We start from the raw sequence: 22,345 nt of genomic DNA, 5'->3' as shown, positions 1-22,345 counted from the left end.
CATACATTTATATTATAAATTGTTTGATATAAAATTATTAACTCTAAAAATTACTATTATGAAAAAAAGATTACTTTCTGCACTTTTATTTGTTAGTTTGAGTTTTTTTACGGTGAATGCACAAGATTATTGGTTAAATGAAGATTTTAGTTCTCAAGAATGGCAGGATGCCATACGTGCGTGGATTGATGAAACTGGTGTAGGTACATTTCCGGAAGCTACTCCTTCTAATATAGATATTCCTGACGGGACGGAAATCAATGGATTTACGTTGAATGGGGCATACATCAGACCCGGAGCGGCAGAATTGGAGCAAACTTGTTCGGATGGTGATACTCATCAGTATGGTTTGCGTTTACGGAATAAAGGAGATAGTTATATACAGTTACCGCAAATAGATAATGCTAAAAAAATCTCTATTCATGTAAGAAATGGGAATGGTAACAATGAAAATTGTATTTTGCTTGAAGAATATGATGCTTCTTCATTTACATGGAATTTGCTTGAAACGATTCCTGTTCAGCGCGCTAATGATTATACGAATCAGGACGAAATATTGGAAGTCAATCTGGATAAAACGACTCCGGTTACACTTCGGCTTTTCAGAGGGGGGAATTTCTTTACTGCTGTCTATAAGATAACCGTTGAGAAAAATGTAGGAGGCACGTTGGTTCAGTCTACATCTGTAAATGACATTAATATATATGTCGATCATGCAAGGCTATATGTTATGGGGGATATTGACGTAGCAAAGATTTTATTTTTTGATGTTTGTGGGAAGGTAATCTTTGAGTCTGTTTTGAATGGAAGTACAGTTGATTTACCATCGTCTGTTCAATCGGGTACATACATTGTTAAATTGGTATCACCAGAAATCTCTTTAACAAAAAAAGTTTGTATTCAATGAATTGAAAAAGTAATGGAGAGATAGTTCTTTTATCAATATTTCTCTATTTTTACATGAATAAATGGTTTAAATAAAATACTTATGAATAATAAACTGCTAATTAGTGGGGTTTTAGGCTTGGGCACTTGTATGATATATACGCCTATACACGCTGGAGAGGCTCAGGCACAGAGTAAACCTAATGTTTTGATAATCTATACGGATGACATGGGAGCAGGTGATGTTTCTTTTCTTAATAATGGATGGGTAAAAACACCGAATATTGACAAACTGGCTTCTGGGGGCTTAATTGTAACCAACTACTATTCTTCCTCACCGGTGAGTTCGCCTTCTCGTGTTGGGTTGACAACAGGACGGTTTCCTACTGAAATGGGGATAAATTGTTATCTGCAAACGCGCAAAGGTAATACAGCCTGTGAACAATTTGATTATTTGGACGCTTCGGTTCCTACGATGGCTAAAGTAATGAAAAGTGCGGGCTACACGACTGGACATTTTGGTAAATGGCATATGGGGGGAGGGCGTGATGTAATAGATGCCCCGCAGATAACCGAATATGGCTTTGATGAATATATTTCTACTTGGGAGAGTCCCAACCCAGATCCTGTTATTACGGATTCGGCGTGGATATGGAGTCGGACTGATCAAGTGAAGCGTTGGGATAGAACAGCCTATTTTGTAGATAAAACACTTGATTTTCTGAAAAGGCATAAAGGAGAACCGTGTTTTGTAAATTTATGGCCTGATGATATGCATACTCCTTGGGTACCAAGTCAGAAAACAATGGACTCGGAAAGGACATCTTGGACTACACCTCCTAATTTTAAAGAAGTATTGACTGAATATGATAAACAGATCGGGCGTTTGATGGAAGGGCTGACTAAACTGGGGTTGGAGAAAAATACAATTGTTATTTTTACCAGTGATAATGGTCCTGCTCCTAGCTTTCAGCAAATGCGTACTAATTCATTGCTTGGCGTGAAGTGTAGCCTTTATGAAGGTGGAATTCGAATGCCGTTTGCTATCCATTGGCCGGAAAAAATCAAGGCTGGTGGAATAAATGATTCTAGTATTGTTTGTGCAGTTGACCTTTTACCCTCTTTATGTGCGTTGACAGGTGCTAAATTACCATTAGATATGGAGCTGAGTGGAGAAGATATGAGTAGAGCCTTATTGGGTGAACCTCAAATACGTAAAAAAGATTTAATGTGGGACTTTGGTAGAAATAAAGCCTTCAATTATCCGCGTGGTAAAAATGCCAAACAGAAAAGTCCGCATTTGGCAATCAGGCGCGGTAGTATGAAACTTTTGGTGGATTCATGGGATGAGAATTTTGAGTTATATGATCTTGTAGCTGATCCGAAGGAAACTACAAATATTGCCGAACAGAACCCTGATCTTGTAAAGGAATTGCATATAGAACTGATGGAGTGGTGGGCAAAAAGAAAAATACCTGCTAAATGAAAAACTGTAGATTTATTTGAAGACTTGTATTTTTATTATGTATGTTTTCGGGTATATCTATAAGAAAATGTAAACGGAATAATTCTGATGTTTATATAACACAAACAAAAGGGATGACCGACAGCGACCATCCCTTTCGTTTGTATATGTATTTAATAGGATCATTTTACTTCCCAAGTGTCGTTAGTCATAAGCAATTCATTGAAATTGTGATATTTCTTTTTGCCTTTCACTTCTTCGATTTGCTCCATAACTGCATCGTTGTATGTAGGAGCTTCCACATCACGAATTACTCCTAAAGCTATTGGGAACTCCGGACCTTCCATTAACGCCAGTTTTAATTGAAGGGTATTGTCCATACAATGAGCATCGTGTATCAGAATGTCTTTTTCCGTAATCCCGTTTTCACCCAACTTCACTACTTTCAGTCCGAATCCTTGTTGCATCAATCCGTATTCTTTGTTCTCGCCGAATAACATTGGTTTTCCGTGTTCCAGATAGATGGCGTTTTTGGCGCGTCCTTCTTTGGTCGCGACACTTTCATGGGTACCGTCATTGAAGATAACGCAATTTTGCAGTACTTCTACTACAGATGCACCTTTGTGATTAGCGGCAGCTTTCAAAACTTCCACAGAGGCAGCACCGTCAACGGCTACACAGCGTGCAAAGAAGCGGCCGCGTGCACCGAAGCAGAGTTCGGCCGGATGGAAAGGATCTTCAACCGTTCCATAAGGAGAGGACTTGCTGACAAAACCACGTTCTGATGTGGGCGAATACTGTCCTTTAGTTAATCCGTAGATACGATTGTTTAACAAGATCATATTAAGATCGACGTTACGACGGATGGCGTGAATGAAATGGTTGCCACCGATAGCCAAACCATCGCCATCTCCGGATACTTGCCAAACGGTAAGATCGGGATTGGCCACTTTGGCACCTGTAGCTACCGCAGCAGCACGTCCGTGGATGGTATGAAAGCCATAGGTGTTTACGTAATAAGGCAAACGCGATGAGCAACCGATACCGGAGATAACGGCAATATTGTGTGGAGCCACTCCCAATTCGGCCATAGCTTTATGCAGGGAGTTCAGGAAAGCATGATCGCCACATCCCGGGCACCAGCGTGGTTGCCCCGATTTATAATCTTTAGCTGTATATACTGTTTCGCTCATTTCTTATTCCTCCAATAATTTAGTAAATGCATCTACAAGTTCTCTTGTAACGAAAGGCTGTCCTTTCACCTGATTAAACTGGTTGATATTCAGTCCGGGTACTTTCATACGCAGATATCCGGCAAACTGTCCCAGATTTTGTTCGGCTACGATAATTTTTTTGTATTTCTTCAGTACGTCTGCTGTATTTTTAGGCAGCGGGTTGATATACTGGAAATGAGCAAGTGCCACTTTTTGGCCATTTTTACGCATATGTTCTACAGCGGAGTAGAGGTGACCATATGTTCCACCCCATCCTACTACCAACAGCTCGGCATCGGCATCACCCTGTACTTCCAGTTCGGGAATGCAGTCTGCAATCTTATCCACTTTGGCTTGACGCAATAATGTCATCTTTTGGTGATTTTCCGGTTCGGTAGAGATAACGCCGGTTTCATTACTTTTTTCCAGACCGCCGATACGATGCATGAAGCCTTCTGTTCCGGGAACCGCCCAATAGCGTGAACCTGTTTTCTCGTTACGCTGGAACGGTGTCCAAGTACCTTCCATTTCGGGAGTGACATAGGGCGGGTTTATGGCCGGATATTCATCCAAGTTGGGTAATTTCCATGCAGCGGAACCATTAGCGATGAAAGCATCGGTCAGTAGTACTACCGGTGTCATGTGTTCCAATGCGATTTTTGCAGCCATATAAGCGGCATCAAAGCAGTTGGTTGGTGAAGTAGCGGCAATAACCGGCATTGGGCTTTCACCATTGCGTCCATAGAGCGCCTGTAGCAGGTCTGTTTGTTCTGATTTAGTAGGCATACCGGTTGATGGACCTCCACGTTGTACATTAACAACAACTAATGGGAGCTCTGCGATGACAGCAAGGTTCATGGCCTCACTTTTCAGACATACCCCCGGGCCGGAAGTCGTAGTGACTGCAAGGTCACCAGCAAAGGCAGCACCTACCGCAGAAGCGCATCCGGCAATCTCGTCTTCGCATTGTACGGTCTTTATGCCGAGTGATTTGTGCTTAGACAGTTCGTGAAGAATATCTGTAGCCGGGGTGATCGGATAAGAGCCCAGATAGAGTTCCAGACCGGCCTTTTCTGCTGCTGCAATCAAACCGTAGGAGGTAGCTTTATTACCGTTTATGTCTGTATAGAGTCCTTTTGCCTTGGGACTTTTACTTTCTATCTTATAAGTAGAGGTAGAAGCGTGGGTATTTGCACCATAATTATAGCCATCATTCAAAACTTTGATGTTAGCTGCTGCAATTTCCGGTTTCTTGGCAAACTTCTGGCGAAGCATATTTTCGGCAGCTTTAAGATTTCGATTGAACAGCCAGCAGACTAATCCTAAAGCGAACATGTTTTTACAACGTAGCATGGCTTTGTTGTCCAGACCGGAATCTTTTAGGCTTTCCTTACACATAGAAGATATGGGCACTTCAAGAACTTCTTGTTTGATACCTAATTCTTCGAATGCATTATTTGTCGTAAATTTCGCTTTTTCCAAGTCCTTTGCTCCAAAAGAATCAGAATCGGTAATGACCAGCCCTTGTGGTTTGCAGAATTTGATCTGCGTTTTTAGAGCTGCGGGATTCATTGCTACTAATACATTACAACGATCGCCTGGAGTAAATATTCTGTTTGCTCCGATATGTACTTGAAAGCCGGATACACCGGTCAAAGACCCTTGCGGGGCACGAATATCTGCCGGATAATCGGGGAATGTACAGATGTCATTCCCTACTGTTGCCGACACGTTCGAGAAGATGTTACCGGCCAGCTGCATACCGTCGCCGGAATCGCCGGAGAAGCGTACTACCACTTGCTCCAATTCTTTAACCATCATTTCGTCTGCCATAATTTTACTTACTATTTTAATTTTAGGATCGACTTGTTGTATTCTTGCATAAATATAACCCTTGTGTTGGTCACTTTTGTATATTCATTTATTATGCAGAAGGTTTCGCAAAGGTCGTAAAGTTAAACGACTTAGCAAAATCTTTTTTAGTTTATCTATAGCTGTCTATCAAAAGATTTGAAATATTGTTTGTATTGGATGTATATGTTAGTGTATTGGAAAGGTTTCAATTTGTTTGTGATTCATTTTGTGTCATATTGATATCGATGTTTGTGAGGTAAAATGACGAATTGTTGCAGTTTTTATGCAAAATACAATCTTTCTGATACTTTTTATTGTGTATTATCTTGCAATGATAAGAATAAATCCTCTCTTTTCTAACTCTATTTCCTGAAATTGTTAATGCCTGCTTCCTTATTGTCCGGATACTTTATAAATCTATGCATTCTGTCTTGTTAAATCGATAGAATACATTATCTTTGCAACTAAAATTAAAAGTAGGTCCTGTAGTTCAACGGATAGAATAGAAGTTTCCTAAACTTTAGATAGGGGTTCGATTCCCCTCGGGACTACTTATGAAAAGTCAATTATTGAGTTTCTATATAGTTTTTTTGAGTTTTACTTCCGCTTTTACTTTTCCCATTTTGTTAAGATTATATTTAGCTTTTATAGATTGTTGTTTGTGTTTTTTCTCATGAAAACAATGGGACATTTGCAAGAATGTGTTTATAAATAAGTCAACTTTGAGAAATGTTTCGGAGGAGGAATTCTGATTGAAACAAAAAGGAAGAGTTATCTGAAACTATAGCTTAACTATAAAAAAACAGATAACTCTTCGAATACAATCTTTTTTCCTTAAAGAAAAATGTTATAACTGTTTATTTCTTTATCAGTTTTTGACTGCGTACAATATTTCCTTTTTGCATCTTAACGACATATATAGCTGGAGTGATGTCGGATATATCTGTAGAAGAAGGATTATTGGGCACATATTTAACTAACTGTCCATCAGTTGTATATATCCATGCTTTTTCTACATTGTTGAAATAAATCGTACCTTCGGTAGTTGTTGGCCACATTGTAGAAATAACAGATTCACTGTCTTTCCAAACATTTTCAACACCATCCGGATTGTTATTCAGTCCTTCCGGTTCATCAGCTTCACCTTGATCATGCATATCCGGTGCCGGTTCGCGCGAAGGATTATTACCAATAATTTCTACTGGAATATCCAAAGTGAATCCTTTAGCTGTAAATCCGCAAGGGCCGGGGTGTGCAAACCATGCATCGGAGAACACAAGACGTAGACGACTTTCTCCTGGTTTTGCATCAGCAGGAATAGTAAATTTCTGCGTTACGCCTGTCGTTTGGAATTCAGGAGTTCCCTGTTTTACTGTGCCTAATTCAAAAATTGTTTCAGTGGCCGGTTCGTGGGACTTACTTCCATCTAAATCGATATAAGCTTTTCCTAAGCAGAATTTTAACCCATCATCTAAATCAGCTGCTTTGAAGAAAAGTTCTACTTCTTGTCCTTGATTTACTTTCAATGTTTGATCGCACATTGCATATTGAGTTCCGTCGGCTTGTGGAGCATCAGCAGTGTAATTAATATCTTCAACAGCACCGGTAGTTTTAAACTGTTCGATATAACGAACTTCAATGGCGATGTCAGCACCTTCTGCGTTATAATTTAATGTAGACTCGCAATAAGGATCATTATTGAATGCAGGTAATTCAGAAGCGTTGCCACGACCAATATGAATCCATTCTACGGGAGAATAGGTTTTTCCATCTACAGAAACCGAACGAATACCGATATACGGGTCATCTGTAGCAGTTTCAAACATAATATTACCTAAATAAGCAGACCATGTAGAGGTACGTCCTATTTCTGAAACTTTACCATTTTCACCATTCTTATACATTAGCTGGAAATGGTCAATATTCACTTCGTCATTGTAAATCAAACCATATTTAGCATTATCACTATTGTAACCTGTGGCATTTACTGCCCAATTCAGCTTCACAGAAAGAGATTGAGTTGTTTCTTCTTTCACTTCTACAATAATACTTTCCGCATCAATCGGTGCAGGAGTTTTCACTGCGCAATCGTCAGTCAAAGCAAGTTTACCAATCAGCATATTATAGTTTCCTTCATATGTTCCTTTCACGCGAAAACCGATGTATTCAATTATATCACCACTATTAATACCTGAAAGTGCAATTTCCTTCTCTTCCCATGTCGGTCCATTCAGATTACCTACAGGAAACTCCATCCATGTGTCATCATTAAATTTCTTTAGAATCACATAGAGGTTGGAAGCATTTGTACCATTTACACCAGATTTCAATGCAACATTTGCTTTTGCATTACCACCGGATACGTTCAATTTTGCACGGTAGAGAACAACATCTGACCCTTTTGCTGTCGGCTCACCTGAAAGACGGAGAGCAGAACCGCCGGTATAAGCATCTTCGTGTGTAAATTCGGCATCAACGGCAGTAGAACGAGTCTTTGTGTTGGCATCATAAATTAACCAGCGATATGTAGGAACTATATCCTGTTGTCCCATATTATACCAGCTACCAAATGTTTTCTTTCCTTTGTAGTTATAGCGTTCACCATTACCCAAAGAAAAATGTGTAGTGAAAGGCAAATCTCCTTGAATAGCAGTACGTTCAGGTACAAAATCAGCAAAGCCAGCAAAATTAACCATTTGATTTGGTTTATCATCATTGTTGGATATTTCAAAAATATTTCCACTGTTAGACAATGCAGGACGGTCAATTGGAGAACGTTTACCACCAGAAAAACCTTTTTCCAACAATTTCTGGTAATTACTTTGTAATTCCATGGTATTGTCGCCAATGGCAAACTGGAAGAAGCGACTAATCTTGTGCTCACCCCACAAACAAAGGCCAACTTGTTCAGCGCCATCGGCATGGAAGTTGGTCCATTGGCGATCCATACTGGCAATCCACACACCTTGATACAATCCCTCGCAGTCACCTTGGATAGCAATAGCGTTTTTCTGGGACATAGCTAAAGTTCTCGGAATATCATTAGCAGAATAATTCATCATAACCTCTGTTGTTCTACCATTTTCGTTGGCAAAATAATCAGCAGGATTAGTTAGATAAGATGGACCTCCATACAGCCCAATGTGAAAACTATCAAAATTCAATTCTGCTGCACGTTTATAAAGAGCTTGATGAAAGGCTATTACGGTTTCATTGTTGTAGCCGGTATCTTCCCAATTGTAGTTAATACCATCTAAACCAAAGAATTTTAATACGTTGATAAAAGCATCGACATATCGGAATGAACCATCTGGATTTTTTGTAGAAATCAAATTAATATATTCCGTAGCAGTCTGCCCACGACCACCGGTAGTATCAAAAAATTTAATTCCACTGAACATATCGGTACCATTCTTATGTGCAGCATCCGCCCAAGAACCTGGAGCTTGGAATGGAGAATGATTCCATGCCCCGTAAAGGTTTACATAGTTCCACATAGAAAAAGTATCATTATTGAATAAGGAACTAGGATATCCTCCGACTAAATCGCCTTGACCAGTTGGCATATTCATCCACAAACGACGTTTTGCATATACCTCAGGAACCACATTTTTAGAAGCATCTTCAATAATGTCACGTGGACGAACATGCGAACGGGAAAACTCCAGATCTAAGTTAAATCCAGCTTCTGTCCATTCTTCCGCAGAAGGATAATTTCGACCTTCATTCATTGCTTTGACAAACAACTCCAAGATGGTAGATTCCTTCCATGGGGTAAAGTCGAACACTTCTGTTGAAGCCGAAGGAGGATAATCTGTCTTATCCTGTGCCGGAGCTTGTCCTGAAAGCAGCAACATGGCAGCCATGCTAAACAAAGTAAATTTCTTCATAATACAGAAAATTAAATTATTAAATAAAAATGATTTCTTGAGAGGGGAAGGATCCCCCCCTCTCTCTTATAAATAGTTTGGATTATATCATTAAAAATTTGGCGTTCCTTCTACATCCCACCAAATACGAGTAGATTGGAGATCGGCTCCACCTAAAGCTTTAAGTCCTGTAGCTGCTACATCAGCAGCAACTGCTTGTGTGTCAGTGCCAGGGAAGCGCATTCTGCGCAACAGATCCCCTTCTTGTAGATTGGCGTCGGCGTCTTCCCAATTAAGTACCGGCAAGGTTTTCGGGTAACCTGTACGGCGCATTTCTGTCCATGCCTCAAAAGAGTAGGGAAATAGAGCGATATACTTTTGAGTGATAATTTTTTCCAGTTTTGTTTCATCACTATCACCTGCATTCCACTTTACACCAATGGTTATTGGACTCTGATAGTTGTTAGATGCATCAATTGGGTCAATATATTGATATGGAACAGCTTCTTCCACTTGCTTATAATCAGCTAACCCGGCATCATACTCAAAGGCTGTCATGCGCCATTCACAAGTTGCATTGTCAATACCGCGATTGTAGTAAAATTGTGCATCGCAACCTTCATCACCAACATTCCAACCACGTACTAACCCTTCTGCACGCAAGAAGTCTACTTCTGAAAGTTTAATAAAATAGAGTGGTGCTTCTGTGAAATATTGATAAATAGAAGAATATCCGCAATCTTTATTGCTGGCGGCAGATTGTCCTTCACCCATTTTCTTTCCGGCACGAAGACCTATAACACGAGTATTAGCTTCCAAATCGCCTAATTTTACTGAATTTTTATCAAATAAAAAATTACAATAAGGATGTTTTAATGAAAAAAGGATTGTCTCAAAAGAAGCGTTTAAGCGAGAGTCTCCCCATGAACGGGATATTTCGGCAAGTGGATGATTGGTGCCACTTTTATCTGTTGAAAACGATACTTCGTCTTCTAAAGAGTTAGCAACACCTTCCATAACGGCTTCTTCTGCCCATTTTTTGGCTAAGTCTTTATCTCTTTTTACCACATGCATAGCCATACGGAGTTTTAGAGAATTTCCCATTTTGCGCCAGGTCTCAAAATCTTTTGTATCAGTGATTTCATCTACATCTTTTAATAGTTTGTTCACTTTAGTTTTATACCATTCCGGGCGATTGGGATAATTCTTTAAACAGGCATTAATGCTGTCAAGATTGTCCACAATACCTTTGTAAATATCCTCACAGCTATCGTATGTATAAGGATGTTCCTGTTGATTGGCTTTAAATTGTGTATATGGAAATGAACCATAAAGGTCGACTTCTTCTTGAGAAGCATAATCAAAAAGTAATAAAGCTACTGCTTTCATCTCGGGAATGGAATCAATATCTGGATGATTTAAAATCGGAGATAGATAATTCTTTGTCAATGTATAATTACCATTCGGACCTGCGTTTACTGACTGCTCAAAGGCATAGGTAGAATTTAGGGTAATCATAGCAAATGGAAAGTCTGTATGAGGAACCACCATGTATCCGGCATAATTATCAACTGACATATTAAATTGGTATTGATAGGCATGTGCCCCAGGACGCGTCGCTTCCTTACCGCCACGCATAGAGTAAGTAGCTGAAAGAATATAACCTAACGGTGCTTCTTTAGCAAGGTTTGTTAAAGCAAGGTCAAGTCCCTCTTGAGAAATTTCTTTATGATAATCCAATATATCAGCCGCCCCATGATAAACCTCGTCAGAACCTTCTTCTGTGTTACCTGTTAACTCATCACCTGGCACATCAAAATCCATACAAGATTGCATACCTAACAGTGACATCACAATGCAAGCAATAAAAAAATTATTTTTTTTCATATTCATCTGTCTAATATTTAGAAGTTAGCTTTTAATGAAATACCGAATGAACGAGCAGATGGCATATTAAATACATCGAACGCTCCTAAACCATTCTGAGTAGAAAGAGCAAGGTCTGGATCAACCGGGGCATCTTTATAAAGGAAACAAAGGTTACGAGCTACAAGAGAGAGTGACAAATGTTTAGAAGCACCAAACAAATTTCTAAAGGTATATCCCAGTGATAATTCACCTAAACGGAAATTAGTAGCATTGTAAACATATTGCGTGCCATAAGTATTCCCACCTACTTGTCTATAATATTTTTCGATAGAAACCAATTGTCCATCGGACATGTACATGGCAGGTTCACCCGTAGCAGTATATAGGTTATTGGCTTCGGCTGCTAAACGTGCATCCGCAGTACGTTGAGAATTGCCTACAGCATCCAACATTCCTTCTGTCAAAGAGATTACTTTACCTCCAATACGTCCGTTGATCAAGAAATAAAGTGAAAAGTCTTTATAATTAATTGTATTACTCCATCCTAAATTAAACTTGGAGTTCATATTGCCTAAATAAACATAATTTTGCGTATCAAGTTGTGGCGCTCCATTTACTAATTTAATAGAGCCGTCTTCATTACGCTTAAAGTCTTGTGCGTACAAATCGCCATAAGAACCTCCCTCATCATACCGAACCATTACTTTGCCTCCGGCAATACTTTGTTCTAATTTGGCAGAAGTACCGTCTTCTTTAGTGTAAGTTTTTTCGATTTTATTATAATTATAGGAGAAATTCACGGAAGTACGCCACATCCAATCTTTAGCAAATGCTAAATTATAGCTAAGAGTCGTTTCGATACCTTGATTACGGATAACCCCTGCATTTACAGGCTTTTTTAATCCTCCAAGATCACTAATGGTTAAATAACTATTATGCATGGCACTGTTATAATAGGTCATATCCCAGTTTAGAGCACTCCCAAATAAAGAAATATCAAAACCGGCTTCGAAAGATTTTGTTTTTTCTGGTATTGGGTTATTGAAATAACTATAAGAAGAAGGTACGGCAGCACCTGTAAGTGGGTCTGTGTTACGAGCATTATAGAGAACGTTCGGGATAGAGTTACCCACTTCTGAATATGAAGCGCGAACTTTCAGATTGGTAATTACTTCAGGCAGGGTAACTATTTGATGTAATAGCGCATTGGCACCCACTGAAAAGTAACCATAATTAGTAGGGGTTCCACGATACGAGTACTGTTTGAAAGCGCGGTACCAGTCTCGACGATAACTACCCTCCAGATATACTTTTTCTTGCCACCCTATCTGACCAGTAAAAAGTAAACCCTTATCCCAGTTGGAAGAAAGTGTGTATGAACGTTCACTTACGTTGCCTTGTGAAACAGAAGGTTCGAAAAAGTTGATTAGTGTTGGCATAGTGTCGTGTTTCCAATTGGCTGTAGTAGCTTTGGCCCAAAGTTTTTGCGTTTCTCCTTTTAATGTATGTCCTGTCCAACCGGTAGTGGCTGAGATAGAGAAATCTTTAATTTGTTTGTCATAGCTTAGTAAAGCGTCTACATATACTTCATTTATCCAATTAAGGTCTTGTCCATACATACCATAATCTTCCATAGCTGATATATTCCATGTGGTAGCCATGCGCTCTGATGTTCCTTTCATTTTTGTACGGTCCAAACTCAAACGTCCCTGTATCTTCAAACCATCAATGATCTGATAATTGGCAGAGATATAACCATAAGCACGTTCTTCTTCACTTATAGAATTGCGAGTATTTACCATCCAATAAGGGTTGTTCATACCATTTTGCCAATATGCCCATTCCTGTTTGGGCCCGGTTAGCTCAACAGTACCAGTAGTCCATTTATTGTTTTTAGAATCGAAATAGCTTTGTTCGTTAGAAGTCCATTTACCATTTTCTATGTAGTAATTTTCCTTATAATAATTTAGATCCACATTTCTTGGCATACGATAAAGATCATAAAGTGGATTCATCACTGTTCCTCCTCCAGGACGATTCTTGGTTTTTGCCTGTACATAATTTAGTGATAAATCGACATTTAACTTTTTATTAAATAGTGAATAACTCTGACGAAAAGAGAGCGTGTTACGTTTGTAATTATTGTTGCGCATCATACCGTCAGAATATGAATTTGCGTATGAAAAATAAGTACGAACAGTCTCAGTACCTCCACTAACGGATATTGAGTTATTGAATGTGGCACCTGTACGGAAAAAGTCATTTACGTCATCATTGGAAGCTGTATTACGTAATTTAGCACCTGAATAATTAAGTTCGTCAGCCGTTAAATCTGATAATTTTTTCCCCCAGCTATCTACAGATAAAGTCTCGGCAGTAGGATCAACTGTAGCACCATATACATTTTGGATTTTGGGAGTGAGCAAAGGGCGATCAAATGTTGCACTTGAAGATACATTAATAGAAATACGACCTTCTTTGCCTTTTTTTGTGGTAATCATTAATACGCCATTGGCAGCAGCACTACCATATAATGCAGCAGCATTAGCACCTTTTAGGATATTCAAACTTTCAATATCATCAGGATTGACAAGCGATAACGGATCAGAACCTTCAGAGGTACTGGAATATGTCAGATTAGAGCCTCCATCAAAACCAGTTTGACCATTCACATTATTAGTCATTGGTACACCGTCTATTACAATCAACGGACTGTTGTTACCCAAAATAGATTTATTACCACGAAGCAAAATTTTAGAGGCACCACCAGCACCACCAGCACTTGGGGTAATGGTAACTCCGGAAGCTTTTCCGGAAAGTGCATTCACGAAATTGGCATCCTGCACTTTCATTAATTCATCTCCTTTCACTTGTTGAGTTGCATAAGTCAATGACTTCTCTTTGCGTTCTATACCCATGGCTGTAACAACTACCTCATTTAGCTGTTGTGCATCTTCTTTCATTATTATGTTAAATGAAGAAGCACCAGCTACTCGCAGTGATATTTTCTGATAACCAATGTAGCTGAATTCTAATACAGCTTCGTCATTAAGTATTTCTAAAGTGTAATTACCATCAATATCGGTAATTGTACCTGTAGTAGTACCTTGTACTAATACACTAACCCCGATAAGTGGTTCGCCATATTCATCAGACACGGTACCCTTAATTGTGCGTTGTTTTTGCTGCATGGTAGAATGTACGGTTGGGGTTTCTTTAGTAGAATAAACTACCAAATGATTATCACGTACGGAATAGGTCGTGTTAGTGTTTTTGAGCAAGTCTGTCATGACTTTAGACAACTTTTCACGGTTAGCATGTATCGTAACTTTACGGTTAGGATCCACATCTTTCGCGTTATAAACCATACTCAGTGAAGTCTGACGACTAATTTCATTCAAAACCTCGCTCAAAGGTGCATTCGCAAAATCCAAACTTATTACTATCTCGCTTTGTGCGGTAGCATTCGTTAAGAATGGAACAAAAAGGAATAGGGAAAACAACAGAATTTTAATTCTGTACTCTAAATTTTTCTTCATTTAGCATTCTTTATTACGTTAACAAATACTGATTACTTTACTACTTTAATTGTAGACGTGCATTGCATATCGCACGATATAAGTTTTTTCTATTATCTTCTTTTATTCATGTTCTTCATTATCCAATATAAAACAACATATATTAATTTTAATTCTTTTTTTGAGATTCTTTTCTTATATTACAATTCAGAGATAAAGGTTACTAAATAAATGGAGCGAAAAAATCACTTTTTGGTATTTTTTTATTTAAATATTCTGCTTTATTCGGGATTCATAGATAAGATTAGCTTATTTTTTAAATTTATTCTTTTATGGGTTTTGTTTTTATGTATCAATTTTGTACTTGATCTAAAATGTATCTTGTATTTATGTTCTAAATATATATTATAATAGATGTATATTTTGTTAGATTCTGTTTTTCTTATCTTTATATGCTGTATAGAATTCTTTTCGGTACGCTGTGTAAGGGGTACGGCATATTTTATTATGTTATTTGTGAGGGCAATATTTTATTATAGGGGATAATGCTCTATGTAGCGTCTGGGATATAGCTGGTTGTGCTTTTGTGCAAGTAAATTGTTATAGAGAGTTCTTTTTTGATAGTTTTTAGCAGGAAAGTAAGGATATCACGAAAGTTTATTCGGGCTATGTGAACTGAACCTATGTGGACGTGCATGAAATGGATTGCTTTCAGAGGGTACAGGAAGATTTACTTTATTGATATAATTTTAGAGATATTTTACATTTCTGCAATATATCTTTTTTTGAAAAGATAAGGTCGAAGGTACTCGTTTTGTTTTCCGGTCTTATCTTTTAATTTATACTGTTTTTTACCTTTAATATCTAATAAACAGATATGGCTCTATTAATAGTAGGATAAACGGTGAGCTACCATAAAAAAGAAGAGACTGTCTTAAAATGGAGTGAACCCTAAAAGTTAGATAAAAAACTTTTAGGGTTCACTCCAAAATAGAAATTGAAAGTTGAAAATCTTATAGATTGAAGCTTTAGAAGAAAAAAATTCCCTCTTTTAGTCTTGTATTGTGATGAATTAAGGCTAAAAGAGGGAGGTTTTTATATTGTGACTTACAAGTTATAAGTAAGGCTGTCTCAAAATGAAAAATGAGACAGCCTCTTTTTCTTTTATATGAATAGGTTATTCAGCTTCAATAGCAGTTGTTTCTGCTGTTTCTTTCTTCTTGCTTAGCATTGTGTAAGCAATCGGAGAAGCAATAAATAATGAAGACAATGTACCAATGATAACACCCAGAATCATTGCAAATGCAAAGCTGCGGATAGAATCACCACCGAGGATAAAGATACACAGCAATACGATCAATGTACTTAATGAGGTGTTGATTGTACGGGCCAAAGTTGTATTTAGTGAGTCGTTGAACAATTGACGTTTGTTACGTTTCGGATATAAACCAAAGAACTCGCGTACACGATCAAAGATTACCACTTTATCGTTGATGGAGTATCCGATAGCTGTTAGGATAGCACCGATAAACGTTTGGTCTATTTCCAATGAGAAAGGAACAAAACCCCATAATAATGAGTATGCACCGATGATCATGATCGTATCACTGGTAAGTGCTACTACGGAGCCAACACTGTAAGCAATATTACGGAAGCGAAGCAAAATGTATAAGCCGATAGCAATCAATGCTAAAACTACCGACCAGACGGCCGATGTCTTGATATCATCTGCAATACTTGGACCTACTTTCTGTGAACTGATGATACTGCCACCTGTGTGGTTGTCACGGTCAATGAAAGTAGCCAATGAAATGTTTTGAGTTAACAACGGCTTTAATGTTTCATATAAGTATGCTTCAATTTCAGAATCCACATTGTTACCTTCTTCTTCGATGCGGTAATTAGTACTGATACGAACGGTTTTTTTGTCTGTACCAATAGCGATAACACTTACATTTGCATCACCGAATTTACTTGCGATCAACTCACGTACTTGTTCGGGCTCGATAGCTTGTTCGAACTGTACCTTATAATTACGTCCACCTGTAAAATCGATACTTTGGCTCAAGCCACGAATAGCGAATGATGCTATACATACCAAAATAATAATACCTGTAATCATGAAGGAACGTTTGTTACCTTTCATGAAGTCGAAATGAGTATTTACCAACAGGTTTTTAGAAATTCCGGAAGTAAATGTCAAGTTCAGCAGTTTATCTTTATTCATGTAATGTTCGTAAACTAAACGAGTCATGAATACTGCTGTAAAGAACGAGCAGAGAATACCGATAATCAATGTAGTGGCAAAACCACGAATAGGACCAGTACCGAAATTAAACAGAATAATACCGGTAATAATAGATGTTAAGTTGGAGTCGAAGATTGCCGAGAAAGCATTGGAGTAACCATCAGCTAATGCTTTTTTCACTCCTTTGCCGCTACGTAATTCTTCTTTAGTACGTTCGTAGATAAGTACGTTCGCATCCACAGCCATACCGAGTGCTAATACCATACCGGCAATACCGGACATTGTCAGCGCAGCTTGGAAGGATGAAAGAATACCTAATGTGAAGAAGAAGTTGAGGATTAAAGCACCGTTGGCAATCATACCTGGGATGAAACCGTACATGGCGCACATGTAAATCATCAAAAGGATGAGTGCCACTACAAATGAGAAAATACCTGCATTGATAGATTCCTGACCCAATGACGGACCGACAATATCTTCTTGCACGATGTGTGCCGGTGCCGGCATTTTACCTGATTTCAATACGTTTGCCAAGTCTTTGGATTGTTCCGGACTGAAATTACCGGTAATGATTGAGTTACCGCCTGTGATTTCCGTACTTACGTTCGGAGCAGAATATACATAATTATCAAGTACGATTGCAATAGAGCGTCCGATATTTTGTTTGGTCAATTGTGCCCAACGGCGTGCACCGTCTGTGTTCATAGACATGCTTACAGATGGTTTACCATGCTGGTCGAAATCGTCTTTGGCATCTGTTACTACATCACCTTCCAACGGAGCTTTACCGTTGCGTTCGGTAGATTTGATAGCATACAACTCGAAAGTCTGTCCTTTTTTGTCGAAATCAGCAGGAGCAACTCCCCATTTTAGACGGAGGTCCTTAGGAAGTTCTGCTATTACTTCTCTCATCGCCAAATATTTGTTGATTTCAGCAGTGTCTTTGTAATTAGCATAACCGATAATGGGGCCTTGACCACTTGAATTTAACTGAAGAATGGCCATCAAAGGATGTTCTTTTTTGATTTGCTCCATATTTATAGAAGCTTCCTGTTGGTTACCTTTCAGTGCAGCTGCGATACTGTCGGCAGCACTGATGGCTTTTGCCGGTGTTGCTTCCGCTACTACTTCTTCTGTTGCTATTACTTCAGTAGAGTCGGTTGTTGTGCTTGCGGTTGTTACCAGAACATCACGCAGTTTACTGTCTACAGACTGCATTACCGGCAATAATTCTTTCGCTGTATAGGTTTCCCAGAATTCCAGATTGGCAGAACCTTGGAGGAGTTTTCTCACACGTTCCGGTTCTTTGATACCCGGAAGCTCTACCATGATACGCCCCATTCTGTCTTCAAGACTTTGGATATTCGGCTGAACTACACCGAAACGGTCGATACGTGTACGGAGTACATTATAAGAGTTTTCTACGGCAGCTTTTACTTCAGAACGCAATACTTTTTCTACTTCAGCATCAGATGACTTCTGGTTAACTTTGTCCTTCAACTGTTGCGTTGCAAAAAGTTCGGAAAGTTTAGCGTCCGGTGCTATTCTGTGGTATTCTTTAATGAAAAGAGTGATAACATCGTCCTGGCTGTTGGTAGCTTGTTTGGCAGCAGTTGCCAGTGCCTGATTGAAATTTTCATCGGGCTTGTTATCAGCCAATGCTTTAATAACATCGGGTATGGATACTTCAAGGATAACGTTCATACCGCCCTTGAGGTCCAAACCTAAACTAATTTCCATTTCACGACACTGTTTCAGCGTATAATTACCCAGCCATACTTTCTCGTTTGAAAGAGAGTCGAGGTAGTCTTGTTCTACTTTAGTATCGCCGTTCGCTATCTCTTTTGCCTTATTGGTATAATGGCGGGTAACGAAGGAGAAAGAGAGGTAGAACACGCATACCAGCGTGAGTAATACCGCAAAAACTTTTACAAATCCTTTGTTTTGCATTTTACTTTTAATTTATTATGATTACTTTTTTAATTAATTCTGTCGCTATAAGGCTGCAAATATAGTTTTTTTTTCACATCCAGTGGTAATTAGCAGCTAAATATTTGAGGTTAAAACCGCATTTTGCCCTTAAACTGATATTTCTTTCAAAGAAATAAAATTTATCCCCGAAGGAAAGTAGCAATCCTCCGAGGATAAATTAGTCGGCTTCGAGTTTATTCTTTTTTAGCCTTAGATCGCTTTTTTTATCTAATTCATGCCTCTGTTTCTCAGCATTGGTTCCAATTGCGGCTCTGTTCCACGAAAGTTTTTGTAGAGTGTCATCGGGTCTTCGCTGTCTCCTTTTTCAAGCACATTGGAGCGGAATAAATTGGCTGTTGCTTTATCAAAGATACCATGTTCTTTGAAAGCTTCAAAAGCATCATTATCCAGCACGTTTGCCCAAAGATAGCTGTAGTATCCTGCAGCATATCCACCGATGATGTGATTGAAATAGGTCGTACGGTAGCGTGGGGCTATTTCGGGGATGAGTCCTAATTTATCCATTGCTTCTTTTTCGTAAGAGATTACATCCAGATTCTTTACATCTGTCAGGTTGTGCAGATTCATGTCGAGGATGGCGGCGGCCAGTAATTCTGTTGTCATGAAGCCTTGATTGAAAGTCTTCTGTTTTAATATCTTATTGATGAGTGAATCGGGGATTACTTCTCCTGTCTGGTAATGTTTTGCATACATTTTCAACACTTCTGGTTCGGTGCCCCAATGTTCGTTTATTTGTGAAGGAAGTTCTACAAAATCACGAACGACGTTGGTGCCCGAAGTACCTTTGTAATTGCACTTGGTCAACAGTCCGTGAAGCCCGTGCCCGAATTCATGGAAAAGCGTTTCTACTTCGTCCATCGTTAGTAAGGATGGTGTATCGCCTATTGGTTTGGTAAAGCTGGCTACATTGCAAACCAACGGTCGGATATCTCCCTGCTGTTCACGATAATTGCTCATCCAGGCACCCCCACTTTTTCCAGGACGTGGAAAGTAATCTACATAGAAGATTCCTAAGTGGGAACCATCGGCGTCTTTTACTTCAAAAACTTCTACATCGGGATGATAAACCGGAATGTTTTGCAGTTTTGTCAATGTGATACCATACAGTTTATTGGCTACTGCAAAAGCGCCTTCGCGTACGTTTTCCAATTTGAAGTAGGGCTTGATCTCTTCTTCGTCCAGGTTGTATTTTTCTTTACGCAGCTTTTCCGTGTAGTACCACCAGTCCCAAGCTTCCAATTTTTCACCTTTACCTTCTTTATCCATCAATTTTTGCAGTTCAACAGCTTCTGCTTTGGCTTTGGGAAGTGAATGGTTCCATAAATTATTGAGGAATTCCATTACGGTGGTTGAATTTTTGGCCATTGTATTCTCCAAAACAAAGTTTGAGTAGCAGTCAAAACCTAATAAGTTTGCTTTCTCAAGGCGTAAACTGACAATTTGGGTGATTACTTTCTTGTTGTCGTTCTTGTCATCGTTATTACCACGGTGGGTGTATGCTTTGTATATCTTTTCACGGAGCGGGCGATTCTCAGAATACTGTAAGAAAGGCAGGCGGCTGGCATTGTGTAAGGTGAATAACCATTTTCCTTCTTGCCCGGCAGCTTTAGCTTCTTCCGCAGCACTTTGGCAGAACCATTCGGGCAATCCTGCAAGGTCTTCTTCTTTGTCGACAAAGAGTTGGAAGGCATTATTCTCATTTAATATATTATTACTGAATGTGATACCAAGAGTCGATAGCTCTTTGTTTATTTCACGCAGGCGTGCTTGTTTGTCAGCAGGCAGGTTTGCTCCCGAACGAACAAAATCTTTGTAGGTTTTATCCAACAGGCGTTCTTGTTCGGTGGTAAGGTGCAGGCTGTTTTTCTGCTGATATACGGCATCTACCTTTTTGAATAGTTCTTGATTGAGGGAAATGTTGTCGCTGTGTTCGGAAAGTACCGGCGCTATTTTTATGGAAAGTTCGGTTAGTGCGTCTGTTGTTTCTGCATCTGTCATATTGTAGAAAACGGCACTGACACGATCTAATATAGGAGAGCTGTTATCCAACGCTACGATTGTATTCTCAAACGTGGGCGTTTCGCTATTTTCAATGATTGCTTTAATGTTCCGGTTTTGCTCTTCTATCCCTTTCAGGAAAGCAGGTTCGTAATGTTCCAGCTTGATTTTATCAAAAGCCGGAACACCATACTCGGTTTGAAATTCGTTTAAAAACGGATTACTTTCTGTTTTCGTAGTGTAGGAGTACATCATACAACTTGCTGCTAAAATAATTATTGTTCTTTTTAATTTCATAAGTATTATAATTGGGTTATGATTATCATTTGTAGTGAATTACCGCTTGGCAACATAGCACCATATGGGGTAGTGGTCGGAGTCTTTAATAGAACGGTCTACCGTGCAGTTATAAGCTCTCAGGCTTTTACTGATTAGGATGTTGTCTATTCGAAAATAAAACTTATTCTGATTATAAGAAATTCCCAATCCCTGTCCTGATTCGGTGAAGGCATCATCTAACTTTTCGGCTATAACCCGGTGGGTATAGGAGATCGCAGTATCGTTAAAGTCCCCACATACAATAATATACGGATGCCGGGAAGCTGCAATTTCGGCTGCAATAACATCTGCTTGTTTGGCGCGGATGGCGGAAGCCTCTGCTAATTTACCGACCAAATGTTGAGTGCCACTTTTCACTTTATGGGCATTGGGATCTTTCAGCATTTCTTCATATACCGCTTTATCCGCTTTTGTTAACTTGTTAGATTCCAAATGGTTGTTGATAAGGGTAATTGTATCTTCATTGATTTTTAATTCATAAATGGCCGAGCCGTTGTAGCTACTGTCATATTGTAGTTTTCGTGCCGAAAGGATCGGAAATCGGGAGTAAACAGCTATCCGGTTATTGCCGTTCTCTTGACCTACACGTTGAATATGCCGATAAGGATATGCTTTCATACCCTCTTCTACTTCTTTGGCATTAAGATGTATTTTGGCAGTCGGAGAGATGTTGTGTTCCTGTAAGCAGATGATGTCGGCATCGCTCTTACGGAGATATTCGAGTACCGGATTTTTGCCGTTTTCCTTTTCCATGTTGCCAAAGGACATAATATTGTAGGATAGTATTTTAATGCTTCCCTCCGGAATATTTGCTGTATGAAGATTGATAGGAAGATAGGCCCGGATTTGCGGATAGCAGAAAGCAAAGCCAAGTATAGACAGAAGAGCGAACTTATAGCGTACGATTAACCAGAAAATAAGAAAACAGAAATTGATGGAGAGGAAAATAGGAAAAGTAAGTCCCATGCATGCTTCGACCGGGTGTATTACGGGAGAAATGTGTGGGCTATAGGCGGTCAGCAAGAGAATTCCGACAAAGAATGCATTGACTGCCAAGATCAGATAAGCGAAGACTTTTCCGATGTGTTTCATAT

General features: G+C 39.1%; 10 protein-coding genes and 1 tRNA gene. 3 read left to right on the top strand and 8 right to left on the bottom strand.

The window, feature by feature from the left end; translation table 11 throughout:
• The first annotated feature begins 58 nt into the window (after positions 1-58).
• Together RB604_RS03085 and RB604_RS03080 are read left to right on the top strand one after the other, a co-directional pair.
• Positions 59-907 (top strand): T9SS type A sorting domain-containing protein, encoded by an 849-nt coding sequence (locus tag RB604_RS03085; RefSeq protein ID WP_005928574.1) that lies wholly within the window; start codon positions 59-61, stop codon positions 905-907.
• An 81-nt stretch (positions 908-988) separates the two neighbouring features.
• A complete protein-coding gene (locus RB604_RS03080; RefSeq protein ID WP_055293773.1) occupies positions 989-2,371 on the top strand; it encodes a sulfatase family protein in 1,383 nt (460 codons plus the stop codon).
• A 161-nt stretch (positions 2,372-2,532) separates the two neighbouring features.
• Here RB604_RS03080 and RB604_RS03075 read toward each other — a convergent pair whose 3' ends face one another.
• The gene (locus tag RB604_RS03075; protein ID WP_005928580.1) at positions 2,533-3,543 is read right to left on the bottom strand and encodes a 2-oxoacid:ferredoxin oxidoreductase subunit beta; all 1,011 of its coding nucleotides are present in this window, start codon (positions 3,541-3,543) and stop codon (positions 2,533-2,535) included.
• 3 nt (positions 3,544-3,546) lie between these two features.
• Entirely contained in the window at positions 3,547-5,397 is a 1,851-nt protein-coding gene (locus RB604_RS03070; protein ID WP_007479772.1) for a 2-oxoacid:acceptor oxidoreductase subunit alpha, read from the bottom strand.
• Between the two features lie 500 nt (positions 5,398-5,897).
• On the opposite strand from RB604_RS03070, the gene RB604_RS03065 reads away from it, so the two are divergent.
• Positions 5,898-5,969, top strand: a tRNA-Arg gene (locus tag RB604_RS03065).
• A 306-nt stretch (positions 5,970-6,275) separates the two neighbouring features.
• Here the strand turns inward: RB604_RS03065 and RB604_RS03060 are convergent.
• From RB604_RS03060 to RB604_RS03035, 6 genes are all read right to left on the bottom strand, one after another.
• Positions 6,276-9,308, bottom strand: coding sequence for an endo-beta-N-acetylglucosaminidase (locus RB604_RS03060; protein ID WP_005928588.1), 3,033 nt, complete (start codon positions 9,306-9,308; stop codon positions 6,276-6,278).
• Between the two features lie 90 nt (positions 9,309-9,398).
• Positions 9,399-11,180 carry a SusD/RagB family nutrient-binding outer membrane lipoprotein gene (locus RB604_RS03055; protein ID WP_005928590.1) on the bottom strand — a complete coding sequence of 594 codons (1,782 nt, stop codon included), beginning with the start codon at positions 11,178-11,180 and terminating at the stop codon, positions 9,399-9,401.
• Positions 11,181-11,191: 11 nt separating this feature from the next.
• A complete protein-coding gene (locus RB604_RS03050) occupies positions 11,192-14,695 on the bottom strand; it encodes a SusC/RagA family TonB-linked outer membrane protein (protein WP_007479776.1) in 3,504 nt (1,167 codons plus the stop codon).
• Positions 14,696-15,851: 1,156 nt separating this feature from the next.
• On the bottom strand, positions 15,852-18,872 hold the full coding sequence (gene secDF, locus RB604_RS03045) for a protein translocase subunit SecDF (RefSeq protein WP_021935818.1): 3,021 nt from the start codon (positions 18,870-18,872) through the stop codon (positions 15,852-15,854).
• A 249-nt stretch (positions 18,873-19,121) separates the two neighbouring features.
• Positions 19,122-21,209 (bottom strand): M3 family metallopeptidase, encoded by a 2,088-nt coding sequence (locus RB604_RS03040; protein ID WP_055293771.1) that lies wholly within the window; start codon positions 21,207-21,209, stop codon positions 19,122-19,124.
• A gap of 39 nt (positions 21,210-21,248) precedes the next feature.
• Complete coding sequence (locus tag RB604_RS03035; protein WP_007479778.1) at positions 21,249-22,343, bottom strand: endonuclease/exonuclease/phosphatase family protein; 1,095 nt, start codon at positions 22,341-22,343, stop codon at positions 21,249-21,251.
• Positions 22,344-22,345: the final 2 nt, after the last annotated feature.

This window comes from Bacteroides salyersiae (assembly GCF_031172035.1).
Classification (GTDB): Bacteria; Bacteroidota; Bacteroidia; order Bacteroidales; family Bacteroidaceae; genus Bacteroides; species Bacteroides salyersiae.
This window is presented reverse-complemented; position numbering and strand designations above follow the sequence as displayed.